The following is a 17,343-nucleotide window of genomic DNA, read 5'->3' as shown; positions in this document are numbered from 1 at the left end:
CATGACCGAGTCGGGAACGGGAACGACGGGCGGGACGGGATCGAGCACGGGGGCGGGAGACGGATCCGCGGACCGGACGGCTCCGGACGGCGATCTCGCCGTGCACATGGACGGCGTCACCAAGCGGTTCCCCGGCGTCGTCGCCAACGACGACGTCGATCTGCGCGTCGAACGGGGCACCGTCCACGCCCTCCTCGGCGAGAACGGCGCCGGCAAGACGACGCTGATGAACGTCCTCTACGGGCTCTACGAACCCGAGGAGGGCCGCGTCGTCGTCGACGGCGAGGCGCGATCGTTCGACTCGCCCCGGGACGCGATCGACGCCGGCATCGGGATGATCCACCAGCACTTCATGCTCGTCGACCCCATGACGGTCGCCGAGAACATCGCGCTGGGGGACGAACCGACGAAGTGGTTCGGCATGGCGGTCGACCGCGATCGCATCGAGCGCGAGATCCGCGACCTCTGCGATCGGTACGGGTTCGACGTCGATCCGGGGGCGACCGTCGAGGAGTTGAGCGTCGGGGTGCAACAGCGCGTCGAGATCCTCAAGGCGCTGTACCGGGGAGCCGACGTCCTCATCCTCGACGAACCGACGGCCGTCCTCACGCCCCAGGAGGTCGAGGGGCTCTACGACGTCCTCGAGGAGCTTACCGACCGGGGGAAGACGATCATCTTCATCACGCACAAACTCGAGGAGGCGACCCACGCCGCGGACGCGATCACCGTCCTCCGGGACGGGGAGTCCGTCGGAACGGTCGACCCCGGCGCGACGAGCCGCGAGGACCTGGCCGAGCGCATGGTCGGCCGGGAGGTGATCCTCGAGGCCGAATCCGAACCGACCGAGACGGGCGACGTCGTGCTCTCGACGCGGAACGTCACGGTCGAAGACGCCCGCGGCGTCGAGGTCGTCTCCGGGATCGACCTCGACGTCCGGGCCGGCGAGATCGTCGGCATCGCCGGCGTCGACGGCAACGGGCAGGCCGAACTGGTCGAGGCGATCACCGGCCTGCGGATCCCCAAAACGGGGACGATCAGCTACCGGGACGACGACGTCACCGACTGGTCCCGGCGCGATCGGATCGAGGCCGGGATGGCGTACGTCCCCGAGGACCGCCACGAGCGCGGGCTCGTGATGCCGTTCGACCTGGTCGAGAACGGCGTCCTCGGCAGCCAGCGATCGGCGGCGTTCGCCGACGGCGACCGCATCGACTGGGCCGGCGTCCGCGACCACGCCGAGGAGATCATCGAGACCTACGACGTCCGCCCGCCGGACGCCGACGCCGCCGCGCGATCGTTCTCCGGGGGGAACCAGCAGAAGTTCATCGTCGGGCGCGAGTTCGAACGCGACCCGTCGCTGGTCGTCGCGACCCACCCCACCCGGGGCGTCGACATCGGCTCGACAGAGTTCATCCACGATCGGCTCCTGGAGCTTCGCCGCGAGGGGGTCGCGATCCTGCTCGTCTCCTCGAAACTCGACGAGGTCCGCTCGCTGTCCGATCGGCTGGCGGTCATCTACGAGGGCGAGTTCATCGACGTCACCGATCCCGACGCCGTGACCGAGGAGGAACTCGGCCTGCGCATGGCCGGCCAGCGGCCCGGGGACGATCGCGGCGAGTCCGGCGACAACGTCGATACCGGCGACGCGGGCGGTACCGGCGGCTCCGGCGCCGACCGCGAGCCGACCGACGCCGGGGGTGAGGCCCGATGAGCGCGCCGAAAGAGCGGCTCGATCGACTGCTCGAACGGCTTGTCCGAGCCTCAGTCCTCGAACGGATCGTCATCAGCCTCGCGGCGCTGCTGGCCGCCGTCCTCGTCGGCGGCGTGCTCGTGTTCGTCTCGGGGGGGTTCGCCTCCTGTCGGGCCGGACTCGATCTCGCCGGCCGGACGTTCTGTTACAACCCGATGCAGGTGTACTACGAGCTGTTCCTCGGCGCGCTGGGCCATCCGCTCGAGGGCGGCTGGAGCCCCACGAACTACAGGCTCGCGACCACGCTCCAGCAGACGACGCTGCTGATCTTCGCCGGGCTGTCGGTCGCGGTGGCGTTCCGCGCCGGCCTGCTCAACATCGGAACCCAGGGCCAGCTCGTGATCGGCGGGCTCGCGACGGCCGTCACGGTCGTCTACGCGGCGGCGATCGTCCCCGGCGGCTTCGTCGGGACGATCGTCCTCATCCCGCTGGGCGTGCTCGCCGGCGCGGTCGTCGGCGGACTCTACGGCGCGATACCGGGAATTCTGAAGGCCTACGCCGACGCCAACGAGGTCATCACGACGATCATGCTCAACTTCGTCGCCGTCGGCGTCACGTCGACGCTGCTCTCCTGGCGGTTCCAGGACCCGAACAGCAGCACCTCGAAGACGAGGTCGGTCCCCGAGTACGCCGAGATCCCGACGATTCCGCACGTCGGCTTCGAGCGGATGGACTTCTCGCTGCTCGCGCTCGGCTTCGCCGTCGCGCTCATCCTCGGGATCGCCTGGCTGCTCGCGCGAACCTCGTTCGGATACGAACTGCGGACCAGCGGCATCCAGCCGGCGGCGGCCGCCTACGGCGGCGTCGACGAGAAGCGAATGACCGTCGCCAGCATGACCCTCTCCGGGGCGCTCGGCGGCATCTCCGGCGCGTTCTGGGTGCTCATGGTCCACGGCAGCTGGCGCGAGAACGTCCCGTCGATCGGCTTCGACGGGATCGCCGTCTCGGTGCTGGCGGGCAACAACCCGATCGGCGTCGGCGCCGCGGCGCTCCTGTTCGGCGTCATCAAGAGCGGGCAGCGATCGATCGGGACCGCGACGAACGTCCCGCCGGAACTGGTCGGCATCCTCTCCGGCCTGATCATCCTCTTCGTCGCGATGCCGGAGTTCTTCCGGCTGCTCGGCCGTCGGTACGTCGACGTCGGATCGCCGGAGCCCGTGCGAGCCGACGGCGGCACCGCCGGGGCCGACGGAGGTGCGGACGATGCGTAACGCGCTGCACAACGCGCGCGAACGGGCCGCCCGTCGCCCGGTCGAAGCGACGATCGGCGGGCTCGTCCTCCTGCTCGCGTTCCTGTGGCTCACCCCCGCGAGCTGGCAGGCAGCGACGCTGCGACTGGCCGTTCCGATCGCGCTCGCCGCGATCGGCGGCATCTTCGCCGAGAAGAGCGGCGTCATCAACATCGGGATCGAGGGGCTGCTCATCGTGTCGGCGTTCAGTTCGATCATCGCCGTCCACTGGCTCGGCGACGGCGCCGCGACGATGGGGCTCTCGAACCAGTGGTGGGGCCTGCTCGCGGGCGTGCTCGCCAGCGTCCTGCTGGCGCTGGTCTTCGCGATCGTCTGCATCGAGTTCGAAGCCGACCAGATCATCGCGGGGCTCGCGGTCTGGCTCATCTCGCTCGGGCTCGCGCCGTTCGCCTCGCGGATCGTCTTCGGCAGTCCGAACACCGCGAACATTACACGCTTCGGCGCCGTGACCGTCCCGGTGCTGTCGGAGCTCCCCCTGGTCGGCCACCTGCTGTTCGACGCGCCGCCGCAGGTGTACATCATGCTTCTCGGGGCGGCCGCGGGCTGGTACGTGCTCTCCCGGACGACGTTCGGGCGCTGGGTCGTCGCCAGCGGCGAGAACCCGAAGGCCCTGGACACGGCCGGCGTCGACGTCCGCAAGGTCCGGTACGCCGCGGTACTCCTCTCGGGCGTGTTCGCCGGCCTCGGCGGCGCCGGCTTCGCGCTGGGCCACCTCGGCACGTTCGCCGGCGGCGGCGACACGGCGATCGGCGGCCGCGGCTTCATCGCGATCGCGACCTACCTGCTCGCGAACTACCACCCGATCGGCGCGCTGCTCGGCTCGTTCCTCTTCGCCGGGCTCAACTCGATGCAAAACGGACTCCAGACGGCGGGTTACGCCATCCCGTCCGAACTCATCCGGACGATCCCGTACGTGACGGTCATCGTCGTGCTCGTCTTCGTCGGTCGGACCCGCCTCCCGGCAGCCGCCGGCGACCACTACGAGTCCGGCGAAGACTGATCGCGATTCGATTTGTGGACTGTATTTGGAATACGTCTATTCGCTACGGTAGCGATAGATTCGGATTTCCCACAGCTGTTTACAGCAGAACCGCACTGACAGTAAAGTGTCCCGCAACCGTGACCGATCGTATGACCCTCGACGCGGTTCGCGTCGTCGACCTGACGCGGCTCCTCCCCGGCCCGTACGCCACCCAGTTGCTCGCGGACCTCGGCGCCGACGTGATCAAGGTCGAAGATCCCGATCGCGGCGATTACGCGCGACACCTGCCCCCGTTCACCGAGGACGGCGCCGGCGCGATCTTCGAGGCCGTCAATCGCGGGAAGCGAAGCGTCGCGCTGGACCTGAAAGCCGACGACCAGCGGGAGGCGCTCCTGCGACTCGTCCAGGACGCGGACGTCCTGATCGAGAGCTTTCGCCCCGGCGTCGCCGATCGGCTCGGCGTCGGCTACGAGATCGTGCGCGATCGCAACCCCGATATCGTCTACTGCTCGCTCTCCGGCTACGGCCAGGACGGGCCGTACCGCGACCACGCCGGCCACGACCTAGGGTACGTCGGCCTAGCGGGCCTGCTCGACGTGACGCGATCGGATACCGAGGAGCGACCCAGAATTCCGGGCTACCCCGTCGCGGACATGGCCGGCGGACTGTTCGCGGCGTTCGCGATCGTCTCGGCGCTGCTGGATCGGGAACTCGGCGACGGCGGCGGGACCTACTTGGACTGCTCGCTCTCCGACGCGGCCCTGTCGTTCTCGCAGGCCGTCGCGTTCCCGGCCCTCTCCGGGGACGACCCCCGGCCGGGCGACGGCCTGCTCACCGGCGGCTATCCCTGGTACAACGTCTACGAGACCGCCGACGATCGCTACGTTACGCTCTCGGCGCTCGAACCCACGTTCTGGCGGGCGTTCTGCGAGGCGATCGACCGATCGGACCTCGTCTCCCTCCACGGGACGATCGACGAAGCGGAACAGGCCGCGCTCCGAGAAGAACTCGAAGCGATCTTCGTCGATCGTCCCCGCGACGAGTGGGTCGAGTTCGCGGAGCCGGAGATTCCGATCGCGCCCGTGCTGACGCCGGCGGAAGCGCTCCATCACCCGCAGTTCGCCGATCGGGAGCTGGTCCGTCGGGGCGAGTCGCCGGCGATCCTCTCGCCCGTCTCGGCGGCGTCCGACGCCCCGGCGATGGTACCCGATCACGGCGAGCACACGCGATCGATTCTCGAATCCGCCGGCTACGACGACGCGGCGATCGACGCGTTGCTGGAGGAGTAGGCGGAGGCCGATCGCGATCGCCACGAGCGATCGATCGCGGACGGCCGGTCGGTACTTTCTTTTCCGAACCCGGGATACCCCTTGACATGACCGCAGAGGAACTCGTCGCCGCCGCCCGGGAGATCCAGTCGCAGGCGCACGTCCCCTACTCCGAGTACCGCGTCGGGGCCGCCCTCGAGACGGCCGACGGGGAGGTATTCGTCGGCTGCAACCTGGAGAACGCGAACTACAGCAACAGCCTCCACGCCGAGGAAGTCGCGATCGCCGAGGCGGTAAAGAACGGTCGCCGCGAGTTCTCTCGAATCGCGGTCAGTTCGGATCGGCGGGACGGCGTCACCCCCTGTGGGATGTGCCGCCAGACGCTCGCGGAGTTCTGCGACGACGATCTGATCGTGATCTGCGACAAGGGCGAGGGCGATGTCTCGGAGTACACGCTCGGCGAACTACTGCCGAACACGATCACGGAAGATATGCTCGACTAGGGGCGATCGGTCCTGCACTGCTGGGTGAACTCCGTCGAACGCGATCGGCTTCAGTCAGTAGTCGACGCAGAGGGACCCACGAGATGCTGATCTGCGCCGGGTCGTACAGGCCGACGTAGCTTCTGCGGGCGATCAGTACTGGGGAGATACGCAACAAAACTCAACAGTTCGGACCGCAAAGCCCGTAGAACTGTGACGTATAAGCAGCGACAGCGGTGAAGACGACGAAAGCGACGATAGCGATAATACGGGTTGTTCCACGGGTGTAAAGGTGTCGAGCGACGAGGGTGGGGAACAAGGTGAGAATTAAAGCGGGAACGACGGCCATAAAGACGAAATCGGGTGAGAGCGTGTCGAGCCCAGTTTCGTCAAAACCGATCATCGAAGCGAGTTGGATGGGAATGAGGAAGACGAGAGCGAGAAGCCAGGCGAGTGCAAAGCCGGTATCCCGGAGTCCGACATCGTCGATGAACGAGTGTTGTGACGACATAGATAAATTATATGTTTGAGGGGTTAAAAAGAGGAGGGACGATTCGTCGCCCGTTCAAAACGAAGTGAGGGTACCCGTTCCCGATGCATATCCGCTGCTCAGTACGCAGATGTACCGCTCGATCGGATCGACCCGCCCGAGTCGAAACCGGGACTAGGCGATGTCCGTACTCCCCTCCAGCCGATCGCGGAGGATCGTTCGGTGACACCGCTTCTTGTCCGTGTTCTCGAAACAGACGAGGGCGATCGACTCGCCGCTTTCGAGCCGATCCGCCAGCGATTCGATCGCCGCCTGCGCCTCCGAAGACTCGTCGAGGTGCTCGCGGTACCGATCGTCGAATCCGACCCGATCCCAGGCGGCGTTGTGCGCGCCCTCCTCGCAGAGCCCCTGCATCTTGAGGTCCTCCTCGGCGTCTTTCGTCGAGTCGAGCAGGCTCCGCGGCGGCCCCAGTTCGGGGACGTTCTCGTCGACGGCCGCGTGGAACCACGGCGTCGGATTCCGGACGACGCCGACGAGCGTCACGTTCGGCGGGACGTCGGCCCGGTCGTGCTGGATTGCGGCGACGTAGGTGTCCGAAAGCGTCGCATCTCCCATACGCGGGCTACGCGCGCCCCGCATTTATATCAGGTGTCGGCTCCAATCGCCGCTATTCGATGACTGGTCACAGCGAAGATCCGAACGCCGACGTGCAGTACCACCTCGAAGTCGGCCCCGAGGACGTCGCCGATACCGTCCTCCTGCCGGGGAACCCCGAACGCCTCGAGAAGATCGTCGCCCACTGGGACGATCACGAGATCGTCGCCCACCATCGCGAGTACCGAACGGCGACCGGCCGGTACCGAGAGACGCCGATCTCCGTCACCTCGACCGGGATCGGCAGTCCCTCGGCCGCGATCGCCGTCGAGGAACTCGCCCGCGCGGGGTCGGACACGTTCATCAGAGTGGGCTCCTGCGGGGCGATCCAGGCCGAGATGGACGTCGGCGACCTCGTGATCACGACCGGCGCGGTCCGCCAGGAGGGGACCAGCGACGAGTACGTCCGCGAGGACTACCCTGCGGCGGCGGACTACGAGGTCGTCTCGGCGCTCGTCGCAGCCGCCGAACGGCTCGGCTACGACTACCACACCGGCGTGACGATGAGTGCGGATTCGTTCTACGCGGGGCAGGGGCGACCGGGCTACGAGGGCTTCGAGGCCGCCTGGGCCGAAGACCTCGTCGACCAGCTCTCCGAGGCCAACGTCAAAAACATCGAGATGGAGGCCAGCGCCATCCTCACGATCGCGACCGTCTACGGGCTCCGGGCGGGCGCGGTCTGTACCGTCTACGCCAACCGCGAGACCGGTGAGTTCCGGACGGAGGGCGAGTCTCGTGCCGCCGAGACGGCGACCCTCGCGACCCACCTGCTCGCGAAGATGGACGCCAAAAAGCGCGAGGCTGGCGTCGATCACTGGCACGCCGGGCTCTCGATCGACGAGTAACGCCGTCGGTGGCGACGCCCGCTGGCCGCTCCCGCGAATCAGTTGCTCGCGCGAACCGGCGGCCCCCGCCAGCCGATCGAACGCCAGTAGCAGCCTACTCTCGGTCCCGGATGATGCCGTTCTCGAACACCCGGCGGTTCGGGACGATGTATTCTTCCGAGTCGTCTTCGATCTTCGTGACGAACAGGTCGACCTCCTGGACGATCCCGGACTGGTCGCCGATCGTGATCTCGTCGCCGATGCTGTACGGCTGGTTGAGCAACAGGTAGATGCCGGCCGCGCTCGAGATGAGGAAGTCTTTGAACGTGATCGCCCCGATAATGACGATTCCGGCCGTGTACACCGTCAGCAGAATCAACAGCGGCACGACGTAGACGTTGATCTGTCCCAGCGCGATGACGAAGGCCACGAAGAGCACGGTGTACTTGACGATTTTCGGTATCACCGACACTTCCGGGAGTTTCACCCCTCGAAGGTACTCGCTGACCACCAGTTCCGATTTGTCCGCGACGATGAATCCGAGGATGAGCACGAGGATGGCGATGAACACCTGCGGGATGTAGCTCGTCACGCGCAGCCAGAAGGCGTCAGTGTCGAGCAACTGAGCGATGTGGATCGCCGTCAGGACGGCGATGCCGTAGATGAACCACGAACTCAGCCGGGCGACGATGTCGACCGTCGAGGTGCCGAGCGACTGGGCGGTCCGCTCGAACGGCGTCCCTTCGACGGCGTCCGGCACGCCCGACGCCGAGAGTAACTCCTTATTCAGCCGTCCGACGAGAAAGCCGATGACGAGGCCGAGCGCCAGCACCGCCGCCGCGATGACCGCCGGCTCGTCGATCAGCGTCTGCCACTCTACCATATCAGTACGCCTCCGGATCGACCTCCAGGATGAGCTCGCCCGCCTTGAACGCGCGGACGAGCCCGTCGCTTTCCGAGAGCACGATCGCGATCGCGTTCGTGTCCCGGGTGATCGCACCGCCGGCCATGTGTCGCGCACCCAGCCCCTTCGGGATGTCGACCCCCTCCGCGGACGGTTCGAGGTAACGGTACGCCGAGACGATCTTGCCCGCATCGGAGATGACGAACGCGCCGTCGAGCCGCGAGAACTCCTTCAGCATCACGTTCACGATCGGATCGCCGACGTGGACGTGGGATTTCTCGAAGGGGTTGTACGAGAGCGGCCGCGACTTGTTCATCACCTTCCCCGCGTCGCCGACGACGATCAGCGCGCCCACGGGTTTCCCCTTCTGTCCTTTCTTCCCGAGTTCGATCGCCAGTTCGAGCACCGCTTTGATCACCTCGGGTTCCGCGCGGGACTTCGCGAACAGATCGTAGATGCCCGTGTGCTGATCTCCGTCGGCGCGAACCCTGGAGACGGTATCGATCTCGCCGCCGAAGACGCTCATCGCGCACGCGATCACGTCGCCGTCCTCGATCACGTCCTGTCCGAGGCCACCCTCGATGCCGAAGCGGATCCGCTCTGAGACGTCGTCGAACGCGAGCGGCAGCTCGACGAACGTCTCGGCGCCTACGCCGTTTTCCGTCCCGACGACGATCACGTCGAGGTCTTCGAGTCCCGTGAATCGCTCGTAGTACGACCCGCTCGGCGAAAAGAGCATGACGGCATCGACACTCGAGAAGAGATCCCCGAACACGTCGTCTAATCCGGCCATTGCTCATACAAGTTGCTCCCGCGCGAATAAGCGTTTTGGAGCGTCTGACGTCCGCCGTCTCGCGCTCAGGTTTCGAGCGGCCGAAATTCGCGGCCCTCGCGACCCGTCGGCGATCGCCCGGTCTTCGTATCACCACACCGATGCAGGCATTCGACGGCACAGCACCGTTGCCCTCGACCCGTCGAGTTGGTACGTGACCGACCCACTCAGCCTCGACACTGCGAAACGCCTCATCGCCGCCGCAGAGCGACGAGCGGAGGCGATCGACAACCCGATGGTGATCGCAATCACGAACGACGAAGGCAACCTGATCGCCCAGCACCGGATGGACGGCGCGTGGCTCGCCTCGGTCGACATCTCGCGGAACAAAGCCTACACGGCGGCCGCCCTGGAGACGCCGACCCACGAGTTGGCCGACCCGGCGACGCCCGGCGAATCCCTCTACGGCGTCCAGCACACCAACCAGGGCCGGATCGTCATCTTCGGCGGAGGCTATCCACTCTCCCGGGACGGCGACCTCGTCGGCGCGATCGGCGTCAGCGGCGGCGCCGTCGAACAGGACATGGACGTCGCGGAGGCCGGCCTCGACGAGTTCGAGGAACGCACCGCCTAGCGCAGTCGATCGGCCGTGGATGGGTGCCGGAGGGCGACGTTCCAAGCGACAAAGCCACCAAAGTCGTGCCCAACGACGTGGGCCGACTCCCGACCCTTGTTGTGGATCTGGTGCCGCTCGCTGTAATCGAGCTGACCGTTCAATTCTCGACGCGCAAGGGCAGTCAGATAGCCGCCAGCATCAACGAGAAACTCCGTCTCGCCGATGTCGTGTTTCTCGTCGAGTCGATGGAGAAACGCCGCCGCGGGACCGACCCCGCGGCGGCTGAACACGCCAATTTCGAGCAAGAGCTTTGATTCCGTATCGATCGCGGCGTACAGCCATTTCTTGTCACCACCGACCTCGATCTGTTTCTCATCGACCGCGACCCGCGACGGCTCCGCTGTCGGCGGGTCGCTCTGGGACTCTGACAGCGTATGCGTCCAACTCCAAATTGCGCCGTGAGATCGGTCAATGCCGAGTAATTCGAGGACTGCGACGACTCCTCTTACCGACAATCCCATCGAATAGAGACGCACCGCGACACCCGTCAGGGTATTCGGGGTGCGCTCGTTCTCCCAAACCTCATCACAATCCATGTCGAAGCGCTCTGTGAGCAGATCTTCGAGTGTCATAGACACCACTCACTACGACCTGCTCACTTCTCAAGCTCCCTCAACTAGATAGTAGCCTGAAGATAGTCCCGCTATTATGTGAATGAATCCAGAGTACCTAATCAGTTTTCTTGAATTGCATCAATCACCATTGCAGCCGCTACAATTGGCTCTTTGGGGACGTTGATAGTATTATCTATCTTAATCTCATAGCGATCCTTCATCGATATCTGTCCGGATATCGAACCAACATGACCGCCGTCTCCATCTGTTATTTCGTATTTATGTGGAATTAAATTCCCCAATAGACCATTCCGGAATAGGTCCACAAATTTTCGTGAGTTGATCTCAGCGAGTACATCTTCTGTTTCTGCATCGCGTATTCGCCATGTATCCTGGATAATAGAATAATCATTATCTAGAATAACGATCTCTTTTCCTGTTTTTGATTCCGAAAGAACGTAGTCGCCCGCAACGTCTCTCACCTGTTGGGCGTCTATGGTGAATACTTCTTCTCCTGATGGATTAGTGAACGGGAATTTTTCTTTCAACTTGAAAGTTTCTTGTTTTCCCTGAAGAACTGTCTCACCGTTCGAGTCAAGAGCTTCGTACTTATTTCGGGTTAGATTTTGCTCGACGGTATAGGAGTCGTCAGTAAAATCTATTCTATCGATATTGTACTTATTATTTTGGTCCATTATCTTAGATCTATTTCTAAGAAGATTGACCTAATACACTTTGAATCTACCGGTTCTAAATCCATACTGGCGGTAGCATGTCATCTATTGCCACTATCTAGACAATTATGAAGTGAGAGCACCACGTTCATGTGTACCGTTGAACGAATTTGCGTGCGAGCGGGTATTCCCATGCAGTACCGAAGATCGCTTTGGCCGTGGCAATCAGTGTAAAGATCCCTGTAAGGAACCACGCAAGTATCGCTAGGATCAGTAACAGTATACCGATGAGAGCAAATACGGTATCAAGTGGTGAGGGAAGCAGGGACCACTCCATTACCTCACCACCAATCGTTAGCTCGTCAGCACCGGGAATGAACACGAGAATAGCAATAATGGTGAGGGCTAATACTGATGCGTGCCAGTTTAATGCGTTACGGGCATTCGTTTGTGTGAACTCGTTATTCGAGATAAAGTAGACGAGTCCAGCACCAATAATGCCAGTCCCAAGTGCGAATATGTGGACTAAGATCCCGCCGATGGATCGTTCAGTGAGCAATTCTGGGCCGGGACTCGGAGTGGATGTTGTTGATGTCATTTGTGTCGTGTGTTGTAGTGTCTAAAGTGTCTTTTAATCGATTCATCAGCGCAGTCAGTTGAAAGGCGATTCCCTGTGACTGTGACGTCTGCGAATCCACCGAGCTGCGCGTTCGGTGACGAGCAATAAGAGGCTCACAAGCAGTACATCGAATGCCGTATCCCAGAAGGCAATATCGCTTCCTGTGCCGCTGATGTCTGCCCCGATGACGGTTATAATGCCGCCGAATACGAACAGCACAAGGCTGAGTTGGAGGCCAGCGAGCACGAGCGTGCGGATTCCTGCCGTATCCGACATGGTGAGGAAGCCGCGTGTGGAGAGCCGATCCAGTGGGGTCTCGGTCGTGAGGGCTCGCTTCCCTTCCGGTGACAACGGCCAGTTTGACTCTGGATGGTTGATGTAGTACAGGGTAACTGACTCAGGATACGTCTCAGTGGCAACGATGTCAATTTCCTGTAACTCATTCAACCGGTTCCGGACGGTCGCCTTGCTAACGTCGGGCTTGACACGCGCTTGGAGCTGGCGAATCGAGAAGAATGGCCGATCTGATTCGATCATCGTCTCGACAACATGCTCCTGTGTCAGCGTATTGTCGAGGTTTCGGTCGATTCGGTCGTCGATCCAAGTCGGAAGGCCGGGCACGGTAGTCCGAGGTATATTCTGTGATCCATATAAAGGGTGGAGCGGATTTCGCGGCCGCGAACCGCGAATTCGCGGCCATCAAATCGTGAGAGAGCGGTGATTCGACTCGATGAACCGATGCGTAAAAGTGTAGCAAAGAAAACGGCGAACTCAACCCGTGGTTGCTACACGCCAGCTTCCGGTTTCAAGTGCGGCTTCACGGACCAGTCTACGTTCGCGCCGGGTCAGATAGTCTCGTGGGGAGTCGTCGTCGCTCGATGAGAATCTCTGGTCGTGATCCCACTCACAGTCAGGGTGATTGTCTTCAAGATATATATAGTACCGAGCGATTGCCTCCTCCGTTTTACCTTTCGTTGAATTTGAAACATCCCGGTAAAGGACGTCCTCTTCGATGTACTCAGTTGCGAGCGCGGGCTCAGGTGGGATCGAGTACCGATCTTCGCGGTCCCATGACCACCGATCGAATCGCGCGGCGCGGTATCCAGTTTCATACGCGGTGTAGTCGGAGTACCCTTCCCCTTTCTCTGGTGTTTTCCCGCGTGTTCTCATCCATTGATGAATCGATGACAGTGGTCTGCGTAGTCTGCGTGTTGCTGTTCGTTGAGGTATTCGGCGTTCGCCGCTGGAACCAGTTTGATGGTGCGTCCTGCTTCGATTTGACTGTCGCAGCGTTCGTTTTGCTTGGCTGTCATGGTTGCTGGCACAAGCAAAACCGCAAGACGCGAAGGAGGTTGAGTGCGCGGGACCGGATTCGAACCGGAGGAAGACGATCGCTCACTTCGTTCGCGCTGCGACTCCCAGGGTTCGAAACCGCTGACCGCATTCTCCGCTCACGGCGTTGTTCGCGGAGAATGCGCGGGACCGGATTCGAACCGGCGGACCCCTACGGGACAGCGTCCTAAGCGCTGCGCCGTTGGCCTGGCTTGGCTACCCGCGCTCACGTCCCGCTTTTCTCGAATCGAGTAAGAACCTGTCGATCCGCATTACTCGTGTTTCACCGGCTCCTCGGGCGACCAGTCCGGGGGAACGATGAACGTCACGTGCTCCGAGTCGCGGAGTTGGTGGAGCTCCGCCGCCTGTTCGGCCAGTGATCGATCTCGGTACGGCATCTCGAGACCGCAGCCAGTACAGACGAGCTTGCATGTTGGCTCTTTCATGGGCGGGACGCAAGCCGCGGCTCGAACCCGAGCGACGAGCGTCGTCGTCTCGTTCGCACCTGTCGTGCTTTAGTAGTCGTCTCCTAGTGATTCGGTGGTTGAACGGCCGGATCGCTGAATCATTGGTATCTGCACGTTGGTCAGCGTAGCGCCGTATTGGACGATCGTTCGAGCGACGGCGGGCGATCGAGCGACGACGAGCGTCGGTGCGCCGCGCTCGCCGCCGGCGTCGGTCCGTGGGTTTATCCTCGATGCCGCGATAGCTGGTCGTATGCACAGCGCCAGGGACCGCCTCGAATACGAACCGTGGCTCGAGCAGCTCGACGAGATCGGCGATCGACTCGATCTGTCGGCCGAGGCGCGGTCGTGTGCGACCGACCTCTTTCTGTTGGACGTCCCGGAGTCCGATCGCTCGAAACGACCGGTCCTCGCAGCCAGCGTCTACGCCGGCGCGCTCGTGGCGGGCGACGGCCGAACGCAGGGTGCGGTCGCCGACGCCGCAGACGTCTCTCGGCTCTCGATCCAGTCGCGCTGGAAGGACCTCCTCGAGGCCGCGGGTCTCGAGCCGCCCGGCTGGTAGCGCCAGTTGCCGATCGTTTCGTCGGTCAGGTACTCGCTTCTCGCTCGTAAGTGTACACTACGCTGACGAAATCGACGAAACGGTCCGCGAAGCCGAGTCTCCGGATCGCAAAACGGTGCCCCAATCCGCGCGACGCGGCGACCGATCGCCCGGACCGCCGTCACTCCTCGTCGGAGAAGACGGCGCCGTGCTCGTCGATTTCCCCCTGGACGATCCGGGTACTCGAGATGATGTCGCCGTCCTCGGCGAGGACGTGCGGGACGACGACGATCTCCAGCGGCTCGTGGCCTCGTTCGCGCCGGATCTCGTTAATTCGCTCGCCCCCGTCGCGGGTTTCGGGTGAGACGACCAGATACTCGAACTGCGGTTCGGTCGCGATGCCGGTCGGCTCTCCGAGCGGCCGGACCTCGAACTCGCGATCGTACTCGTCCGCGAGTCGATTGAGTTCGGTTTCGAGGGCTCGCTTCCGATCGTCGTACGGCCTGACGTGCCGTTCGACGTGGCGCGTCTTCGGCGCGAGCTCGTCGGTCGTCAACCCGACAGTCACGTCTCCGAGTTCGAACGCTCGTTCGAACAGCCGCCGGTGGCCGTCGTGAACGGGGTCGAACGTCCCACCAAGCGCGACGTCCATACCCCATCCCAATCCCGCGGTGCGTATAAAACGGTCGAATCACCCCTCCCCCGCGATTCGGTCGCCGTCGTCCGTTCCCAGCTAGGTTTTCGACAGTCGTCGAAACTACCTTTCGCATCGTTTTTTACCCTCCCCCACACTGTCGTCGGTATGGGACTAGACGAGGACGCCCTGGAGTATCACCGGACGGACCCGCCCGGAAAGATCGAGATATCGACGACGAAACCGACGAACACGCAACGGGACCTCTCGCTCGCGTACTCACCCGGCGTGGCCGCACCGTGTATGGAGATCGACGAGGACCCGACCGACGCCTACACGTACACGGCGAAGGGGAACCTCGTCGGCGTCGTCTCGAACGGCTCCGCCGTGCTCGGACTGGGGGACATCGGCGCGCAAGCCTCGAAACCCGTCATGGAGGGGAAAGGCGTGCTCTTCAAGCGGTTCGCCGACATCGACGTCTTCGACATCGAACTCGACGAGGCGGATCCCGACAAACTCGTCGAGGCGGTGAAGATGATGGAACCGACCTTCGGCGGCGTCAACTTAGAGGACATCAAGGCGCCCGGCTGTTTCACGATCGAGGAGCGTCTCCGCGAGGAGATCGATATCCCCGTCTTCCACGACGACCAGCACGGGACGGCGATCATCTCCGGCGCCGCGCTGCTCAACGCCGCCGACATCGCCGGGAAGGACCTCGAAGACCTCGAGATCGTCTTCTCCGGCGCCGGGGCGAGTGCGATCGCGACGGCCCGCTTCTACGTCTCGCTGGGCTGTAAGAAGGAAAACATCACCATGTGCGACTCCTCGGGGATCATCACCGAGGAGCGCGCGCGGCGCGGCGACGTCAACGAGTACAAGCGACAGTTCGCCCGCGACGTCCCCGAGGGCGACCTCGCCGACGCGATGCGGGGCACGGACGTCTTCGTCGGCCTCTCGATCGGCGGCATCGTCAGCCAGGAGATGGTGCAGTCGATGGCCGAGAATCCGATCGTCTTCGCGATGGCCAATCCCGATCCGGAGATCGGCTACGAGGAGGCCAAGGCCGCGCGCAACGACACGGTCATCATGGCGACGGGCCGATCGGACTACCCGAACCAGGTCAACAACGTCCTCGGGTTCCCGTTCATCTTCCGCGGCGCCCTCGACGTCCGCGCCACCGAGATCAACGAGGAGATGAAAGTCGCCTGCGCCAGGGCGCTGGCGGAACTCGCCCGCGAGGACGTGCCGGACGCGGTCGTTAAGGCCTACGGCGACGACCCGATCCAGTTCGGGCCCGACTACATCATCCCGAAGCCGGTCGATCCGCGCGTCCTCTTCACCGTTGCGCCATCGATCGCCGAGGCCGCGATGGAGTCGGGCGCAGCCCGCACCGAGATCGACCTCGACGAGTACGAGGAGGAACTCGAGGCGCGCCTGGGCAAGTCCCGCGAGATGATGCGCGTCGTGCTCAACAAGGCCAAGAGCGATCCCAAGACGGTCGCGCTCGCCGAGGGAGAGAACGAGAAGATGATCCGGGCGGCCTACCAGATCCAGGAGCAGGGGATCGCGCTTCCGATCCTCATCGGCGACGAAGGAGAGATCCGACAGACCGCCGCGAGCCTCGGCCTCGACTTCGATCCGACGATCGCCGACCCCGAGGTCGGCGACTACGACGCTTACGCCGAACGGCTCCATGAACTGCGCCACCGAAAGGGGATCACGCGGACCGAAGCAGGCGAGCTCATCGAGAACGACTCGAACTACTTCGGCAGCGTGATGGTCGAACGGGGCGACGCCGACGCACTCCTGACCGGCCTCTCCCACCACTACCCCTCCGCGCTGCGGCCGCCGCTGCAGGTGATTGGAACCGCAGACGATGTCGACTACGCCGCGGGTGTCTACTTGCTCACGTTCAAGAACCGCGTGATCTTCGTGGCCGACGCGACGGTCAACCAGGCCCCCGACGAGGAGGTCCTCGCGGAAGTGACGAAGCAGACCGGCAAGCTCGCCCGACGGTTCAACATCGAGCCGCGGGCGGCGCTGCTGTCCTACTCCAACTTCGGCAGCGTCAACAACGAGGGGACCCGCAAACCCCGCCGAGCCGCGAAGATGCTCCAGGCCGATCCCGACGTCGACTTCCCGGTCGACGGCGAGATGCAGGCCGACACGGCGGTCGTCGAGGACATCCTCGAGGGAACCTACGGCTTCTCGGAACTCGAGGAGCCCGCGAACGTCCTCGTCTTTCCGAACCTCGAGTCGGGTAACATCGGCTACAAGCTGCTCCAGCGGCTGGGCGGCGCGGACGCGATCGGCCCGATGCTCGTCGGGATGGACAAACCCGTCCACGTCCTCCAGCGCGGCGACGAGGTGAAGGACATCGTGAACCTCGCGGGCGTGGCGGTCGTCGACGCCCAGCAGGAATAACGACCACCAGCTTCGGTAGCGGCCCCTCTCGTGGCCAGTAAGCGTTTAA

General features: G+C 63.6%; 18 protein-coding genes, 1 tRNA gene and 1 pseudogene. 9 read left to right on the top strand and 11 right to left on the bottom strand.

All coding sequences use genetic code 11. The features are described from left to right. The first annotated feature begins 1 nt into the window (after position 1). The 5 genes from MUH00_RS00980 (at position 2) to cdd (ending at position 5,753) form a co-directional block, all read left to right on the top strand. Positions 2 to 1,711, top strand: coding sequence for an ABC transporter ATP-binding protein (locus tag MUH00_RS00980; RefSeq protein ID WP_247001777.1), 1,710 nt, complete (start codon positions 2 to 4; stop codon positions 1,709 to 1,711). After that, a complete protein-coding gene (locus tag MUH00_RS00975; protein WP_247001775.1) occupies positions 1,708 to 2,961 on the top strand; it encodes an ABC transporter permease in 1,254 nt (417 codons plus the stop codon). Before MUH00_RS00980 ends, MUH00_RS00975 begins: the two co-directional genes overlap by 4 nt. Beyond that, positions 2,954 to 4,000 (top strand): ABC transporter permease, encoded by a 1,047-nt coding sequence (locus MUH00_RS00970; protein ID WP_247001773.1) that lies wholly within the window; start codon positions 2,954 to 2,956, stop codon positions 3,998 to 4,000. The genes MUH00_RS00975 and MUH00_RS00970 overlap by 8 nt, the downstream gene beginning before the upstream one ends. Before the next feature lie 131 nt (positions 4,001 to 4,131). Then, on the top strand, positions 4,132 to 5,271 hold the full coding sequence (locus MUH00_RS00965) for a CaiB/BaiF CoA transferase family protein (protein WP_247001771.1): 1,140 nt from the start codon (positions 4,132 to 4,134) through the stop codon (positions 5,269 to 5,271). An 86-nt stretch (positions 5,272 to 5,357) separates the two neighbouring features. Next, positions 5,358 to 5,753 carry a cytidine deaminase gene (cdd, locus tag MUH00_RS00960; protein ID WP_247001769.1) on the top strand — a complete coding sequence of 132 codons (396 nt, stop codon included), beginning with the start codon at positions 5,358 to 5,360 and terminating at the stop codon, positions 5,751 to 5,753. A gap of 160 nt (positions 5,754 to 5,913) precedes the next feature. On the opposite strand, the gene MUH00_RS00955 is transcribed toward cdd, so the two are convergent. Both MUH00_RS00955 and MUH00_RS00950 read right to left on the bottom strand, forming a co-directional pair. Beyond that, positions 5,914 to 6,243: a hypothetical protein gene (locus MUH00_RS00955; RefSeq protein WP_247001767.1), complete on the bottom strand. Its 330-nt coding sequence runs from the start codon at positions 6,241 to 6,243 to the stop codon at positions 5,914 to 5,916. Positions 6,244 to 6,396: 153 nt separating this feature from the next. Beyond that, positions 6,397 to 6,837: a DUF488 domain-containing protein gene (locus MUH00_RS00950; RefSeq protein ID WP_247001765.1), complete on the bottom strand. Its 441-nt coding sequence runs from the start codon at positions 6,835 to 6,837 to the stop codon at positions 6,397 to 6,399. Between the two features lie 59 nt (positions 6,838 to 6,896). Between MUH00_RS00950 and MUH00_RS00945 the strand changes: the two genes are divergently transcribed. Further along, positions 6,897 to 7,721: a nucleoside phosphorylase gene (locus tag MUH00_RS00945; RefSeq protein WP_247001763.1), complete on the top strand. Its 825-nt coding sequence runs from the start codon at positions 6,897 to 6,899 to the stop codon at positions 7,719 to 7,721. Positions 7,722 to 7,815: 94 nt separating this feature from the next. On the opposite strand, the gene MUH00_RS00940 is transcribed toward MUH00_RS00945, so the two are convergent. Next, positions 7,816 to 8,583 (bottom strand): mechanosensitive ion channel family protein, encoded by a 768-nt coding sequence (locus MUH00_RS00940; RefSeq protein ID WP_247001761.1) that lies wholly within the window; start codon positions 8,581 to 8,583, stop codon positions 7,816 to 7,818. 1 nt (position 8,584) lies between these two features. Continuing rightward, entirely contained in the window at positions 8,585 to 9,397 is an 813-nt protein-coding gene (gene dacZ / locus MUH00_RS00935; RefSeq protein WP_247001759.1) for a diadenylate cyclase DacZ, read from the bottom strand. 193 nt (positions 9,398 to 9,590) lie between these two features. Between dacZ and MUH00_RS00930 the strand changes: the two genes are divergently transcribed. Beyond that, the gene (locus MUH00_RS00930) at positions 9,591 to 10,010 is read left to right on the top strand and encodes a GlcG/HbpS family heme-binding protein (RefSeq protein WP_247001757.1); all 420 of its coding nucleotides are present in this window, start codon (positions 9,591 to 9,593) and stop codon (positions 10,008 to 10,010) included. Positions 10,011 to 10,114: 104 nt separating this feature from the next. Here MUH00_RS00930 and MUH00_RS00925 read toward each other — a convergent pair. The 6 genes and pseudogenes from MUH00_RS00925 to MUH00_RS22815 all read right to left on the bottom strand — a co-directional run. Further along, positions 10,115 to 10,624, bottom strand: a pseudogene (locus MUH00_RS00925) (IS6 family transposase); the annotation flags it as partial. Positions 10,625 to 10,725: 101 nt separating this feature from the next. Further along, positions 10,726 to 11,301, bottom strand: a complete 576-nt coding sequence (locus tag MUH00_RS00920) for an LURP-one-related family protein (RefSeq protein ID WP_247001755.1) — start codon at positions 11,299 to 11,301, stop codon at positions 10,726 to 10,728. Positions 11,302 to 11,428: 127 nt separating this feature from the next. Further along, on the bottom strand, positions 11,429 to 11,878 hold the full coding sequence (locus tag MUH00_RS00915; RefSeq protein ID WP_247001753.1) for a magnetosome magnetite crystal formation protein family: 450 nt from the start codon (positions 11,876 to 11,878) through the stop codon (positions 11,429 to 11,431). A 54-nt stretch (positions 11,879 to 11,932) separates the two neighbouring features. Then, the gene (locus MUH00_RS00910) at positions 11,933 to 12,520 is read right to left on the bottom strand and encodes a hypothetical protein (RefSeq protein WP_247001751.1); all 588 of its coding nucleotides are present in this window, start codon (positions 12,518 to 12,520) and stop codon (positions 11,933 to 11,935) included. A gap of 852 nt (positions 12,521 to 13,372) precedes the next feature. After that, positions 13,373 to 13,457: transfer RNA gene (locus tag MUH00_RS00905), tRNA-Leu, on the bottom strand. A 46-nt stretch (positions 13,458 to 13,503) separates the two neighbouring features. Beyond that, on the bottom strand, positions 13,504 to 13,629 hold the full coding sequence (locus tag MUH00_RS22815) for a hypothetical protein (RefSeq protein WP_256464814.1): 126 nt from the start codon (positions 13,627 to 13,629) through the stop codon (positions 13,504 to 13,506). A 319-nt stretch (positions 13,630 to 13,948) separates the two neighbouring features. Between MUH00_RS22815 and MUH00_RS00900 the strand changes: the two genes are divergently transcribed. Beyond that, complete coding sequence (locus MUH00_RS00900; RefSeq protein ID WP_247001749.1) at positions 13,949 to 14,257, top strand: transcription initiation factor IIB family protein; 309 nt, start codon at positions 13,949 to 13,951, stop codon at positions 14,255 to 14,257. A gap of 160 nt (positions 14,258 to 14,417) precedes the next feature. Here MUH00_RS00900 and MUH00_RS00895 read toward each other — a convergent pair whose 3' ends face one another. Then, a complete protein-coding gene (locus MUH00_RS00895; RefSeq protein WP_247001748.1) occupies positions 14,418 to 14,888 on the bottom strand; it encodes a phosphopantetheine adenylyltransferase in 471 nt (156 codons plus the stop codon). Positions 14,889 to 15,038: 150 nt separating this feature from the next. On the opposite strand from MUH00_RS00895, the gene MUH00_RS00890 reads away from it, so the two are divergent. After that, the gene (locus MUH00_RS00890) at positions 15,039 to 17,294 is read left to right on the top strand and encodes an NADP-dependent malic enzyme (RefSeq protein ID WP_247001746.1); all 2,256 of its coding nucleotides are present in this window, start codon (positions 15,039 to 15,041) and stop codon (positions 17,292 to 17,294) included. Positions 17,295 to 17,343 lie beyond the last annotated feature (49 nt).

The sequence above is a fragment of the Halosolutus gelatinilyticus genome, from assembly GCF_023028105.1.
Classification (GTDB): Archaea; Halobacteriota; Halobacteria; order Halobacteriales; family Natrialbaceae; genus Halosolutus; species Halosolutus gelatinilyticus.
Note: the sequence above shows the minus strand (reverse complement) of the source record. Positions and strands in the feature narration are given on the sequence as shown.

Coding starts and splice junctions, on each gene's coding strand:
- MUH00_RS00980 (WP_247001777.1), top strand. CDS start 2: ATGACCGAGTCGGGAACGGGAACGACGGGCGGGACGGGATCGAGCACG.
- MUH00_RS00975 (WP_247001775.1), top strand. CDS start 1,708: ATGAGCGCGCCGAAAGAGCGGCTCGATCGACTGCTCGAACGGCTTGTC.
- MUH00_RS00970 (WP_247001773.1), top strand. CDS start 2,954: ATGCGTAACGCGCTGCACAACGCGCGCGAACGGGCCGCCCGTCGCCCG.
- MUH00_RS00965 (WP_247001771.1), top strand. CDS start 4,132: ATGACCCTCGACGCGGTTCGCGTCGTCGACCTGACGCGGCTCCTCCCC.
- cdd (WP_247001769.1), top strand. CDS start 5,358: ATGACCGCAGAGGAACTCGTCGCCGCCGCCCGGGAGATCCAGTCGCAG.
- MUH00_RS00955 (WP_247001767.1), bottom strand. CDS start 6,243: ATGTCGTCACAACACTCGTTCATCGACGATGTCGGACTCCGGGATACC.
- MUH00_RS00950 (WP_247001765.1), bottom strand. CDS start 6,837: ATGGGAGATGCGACGCTTTCGGACACCTACGTCGCCGCAATCCAGCAC.
- MUH00_RS00945 (WP_247001763.1), top strand. CDS start 6,897: ATGACTGGTCACAGCGAAGATCCGAACGCCGACGTGCAGTACCACCTC.
- MUH00_RS00940 (WP_247001761.1), bottom strand. CDS start 8,583: ATGGTAGAGTGGCAGACGCTGATCGACGAGCCGGCGGTCATCGCGGCG.
- dacZ (WP_247001759.1), bottom strand. CDS start 9,397: ATGGCCGGATTAGACGACGTGTTCGGGGATCTCTTCTCGAGTGTCGAT.
- MUH00_RS00920 (WP_247001755.1), bottom strand. CDS start 11,301: ATGGACCAAAATAATAAGTACAATATCGATAGAATAGATTTTACTGAC.
- MUH00_RS00915 (WP_247001753.1), bottom strand. CDS start 11,878: ATGACATCAACAACATCCACTCCGAGTCCCGGCCCAGAATTGCTCACT.
- MUH00_RS22815 (WP_256464814.1), bottom strand. CDS start 13,629: ATGCCGTACCGAGATCGATCACTGGCCGAACAGGCGGCGGAGCTCCAC.
- MUH00_RS00900 (WP_247001749.1), top strand. CDS start 13,949: ATGCACAGCGCCAGGGACCGCCTCGAATACGAACCGTGGCTCGAGCAG.
- MUH00_RS00895 (WP_247001748.1), bottom strand. CDS start 14,888: ATGGACGTCGCGCTTGGTGGGACGTTCGACCCCGTTCACGACGGCCAC.
- MUH00_RS00890 (WP_247001746.1), top strand. CDS start 15,039: ATGGGACTAGACGAGGACGCCCTGGAGTATCACCGGACGGACCCGCCC.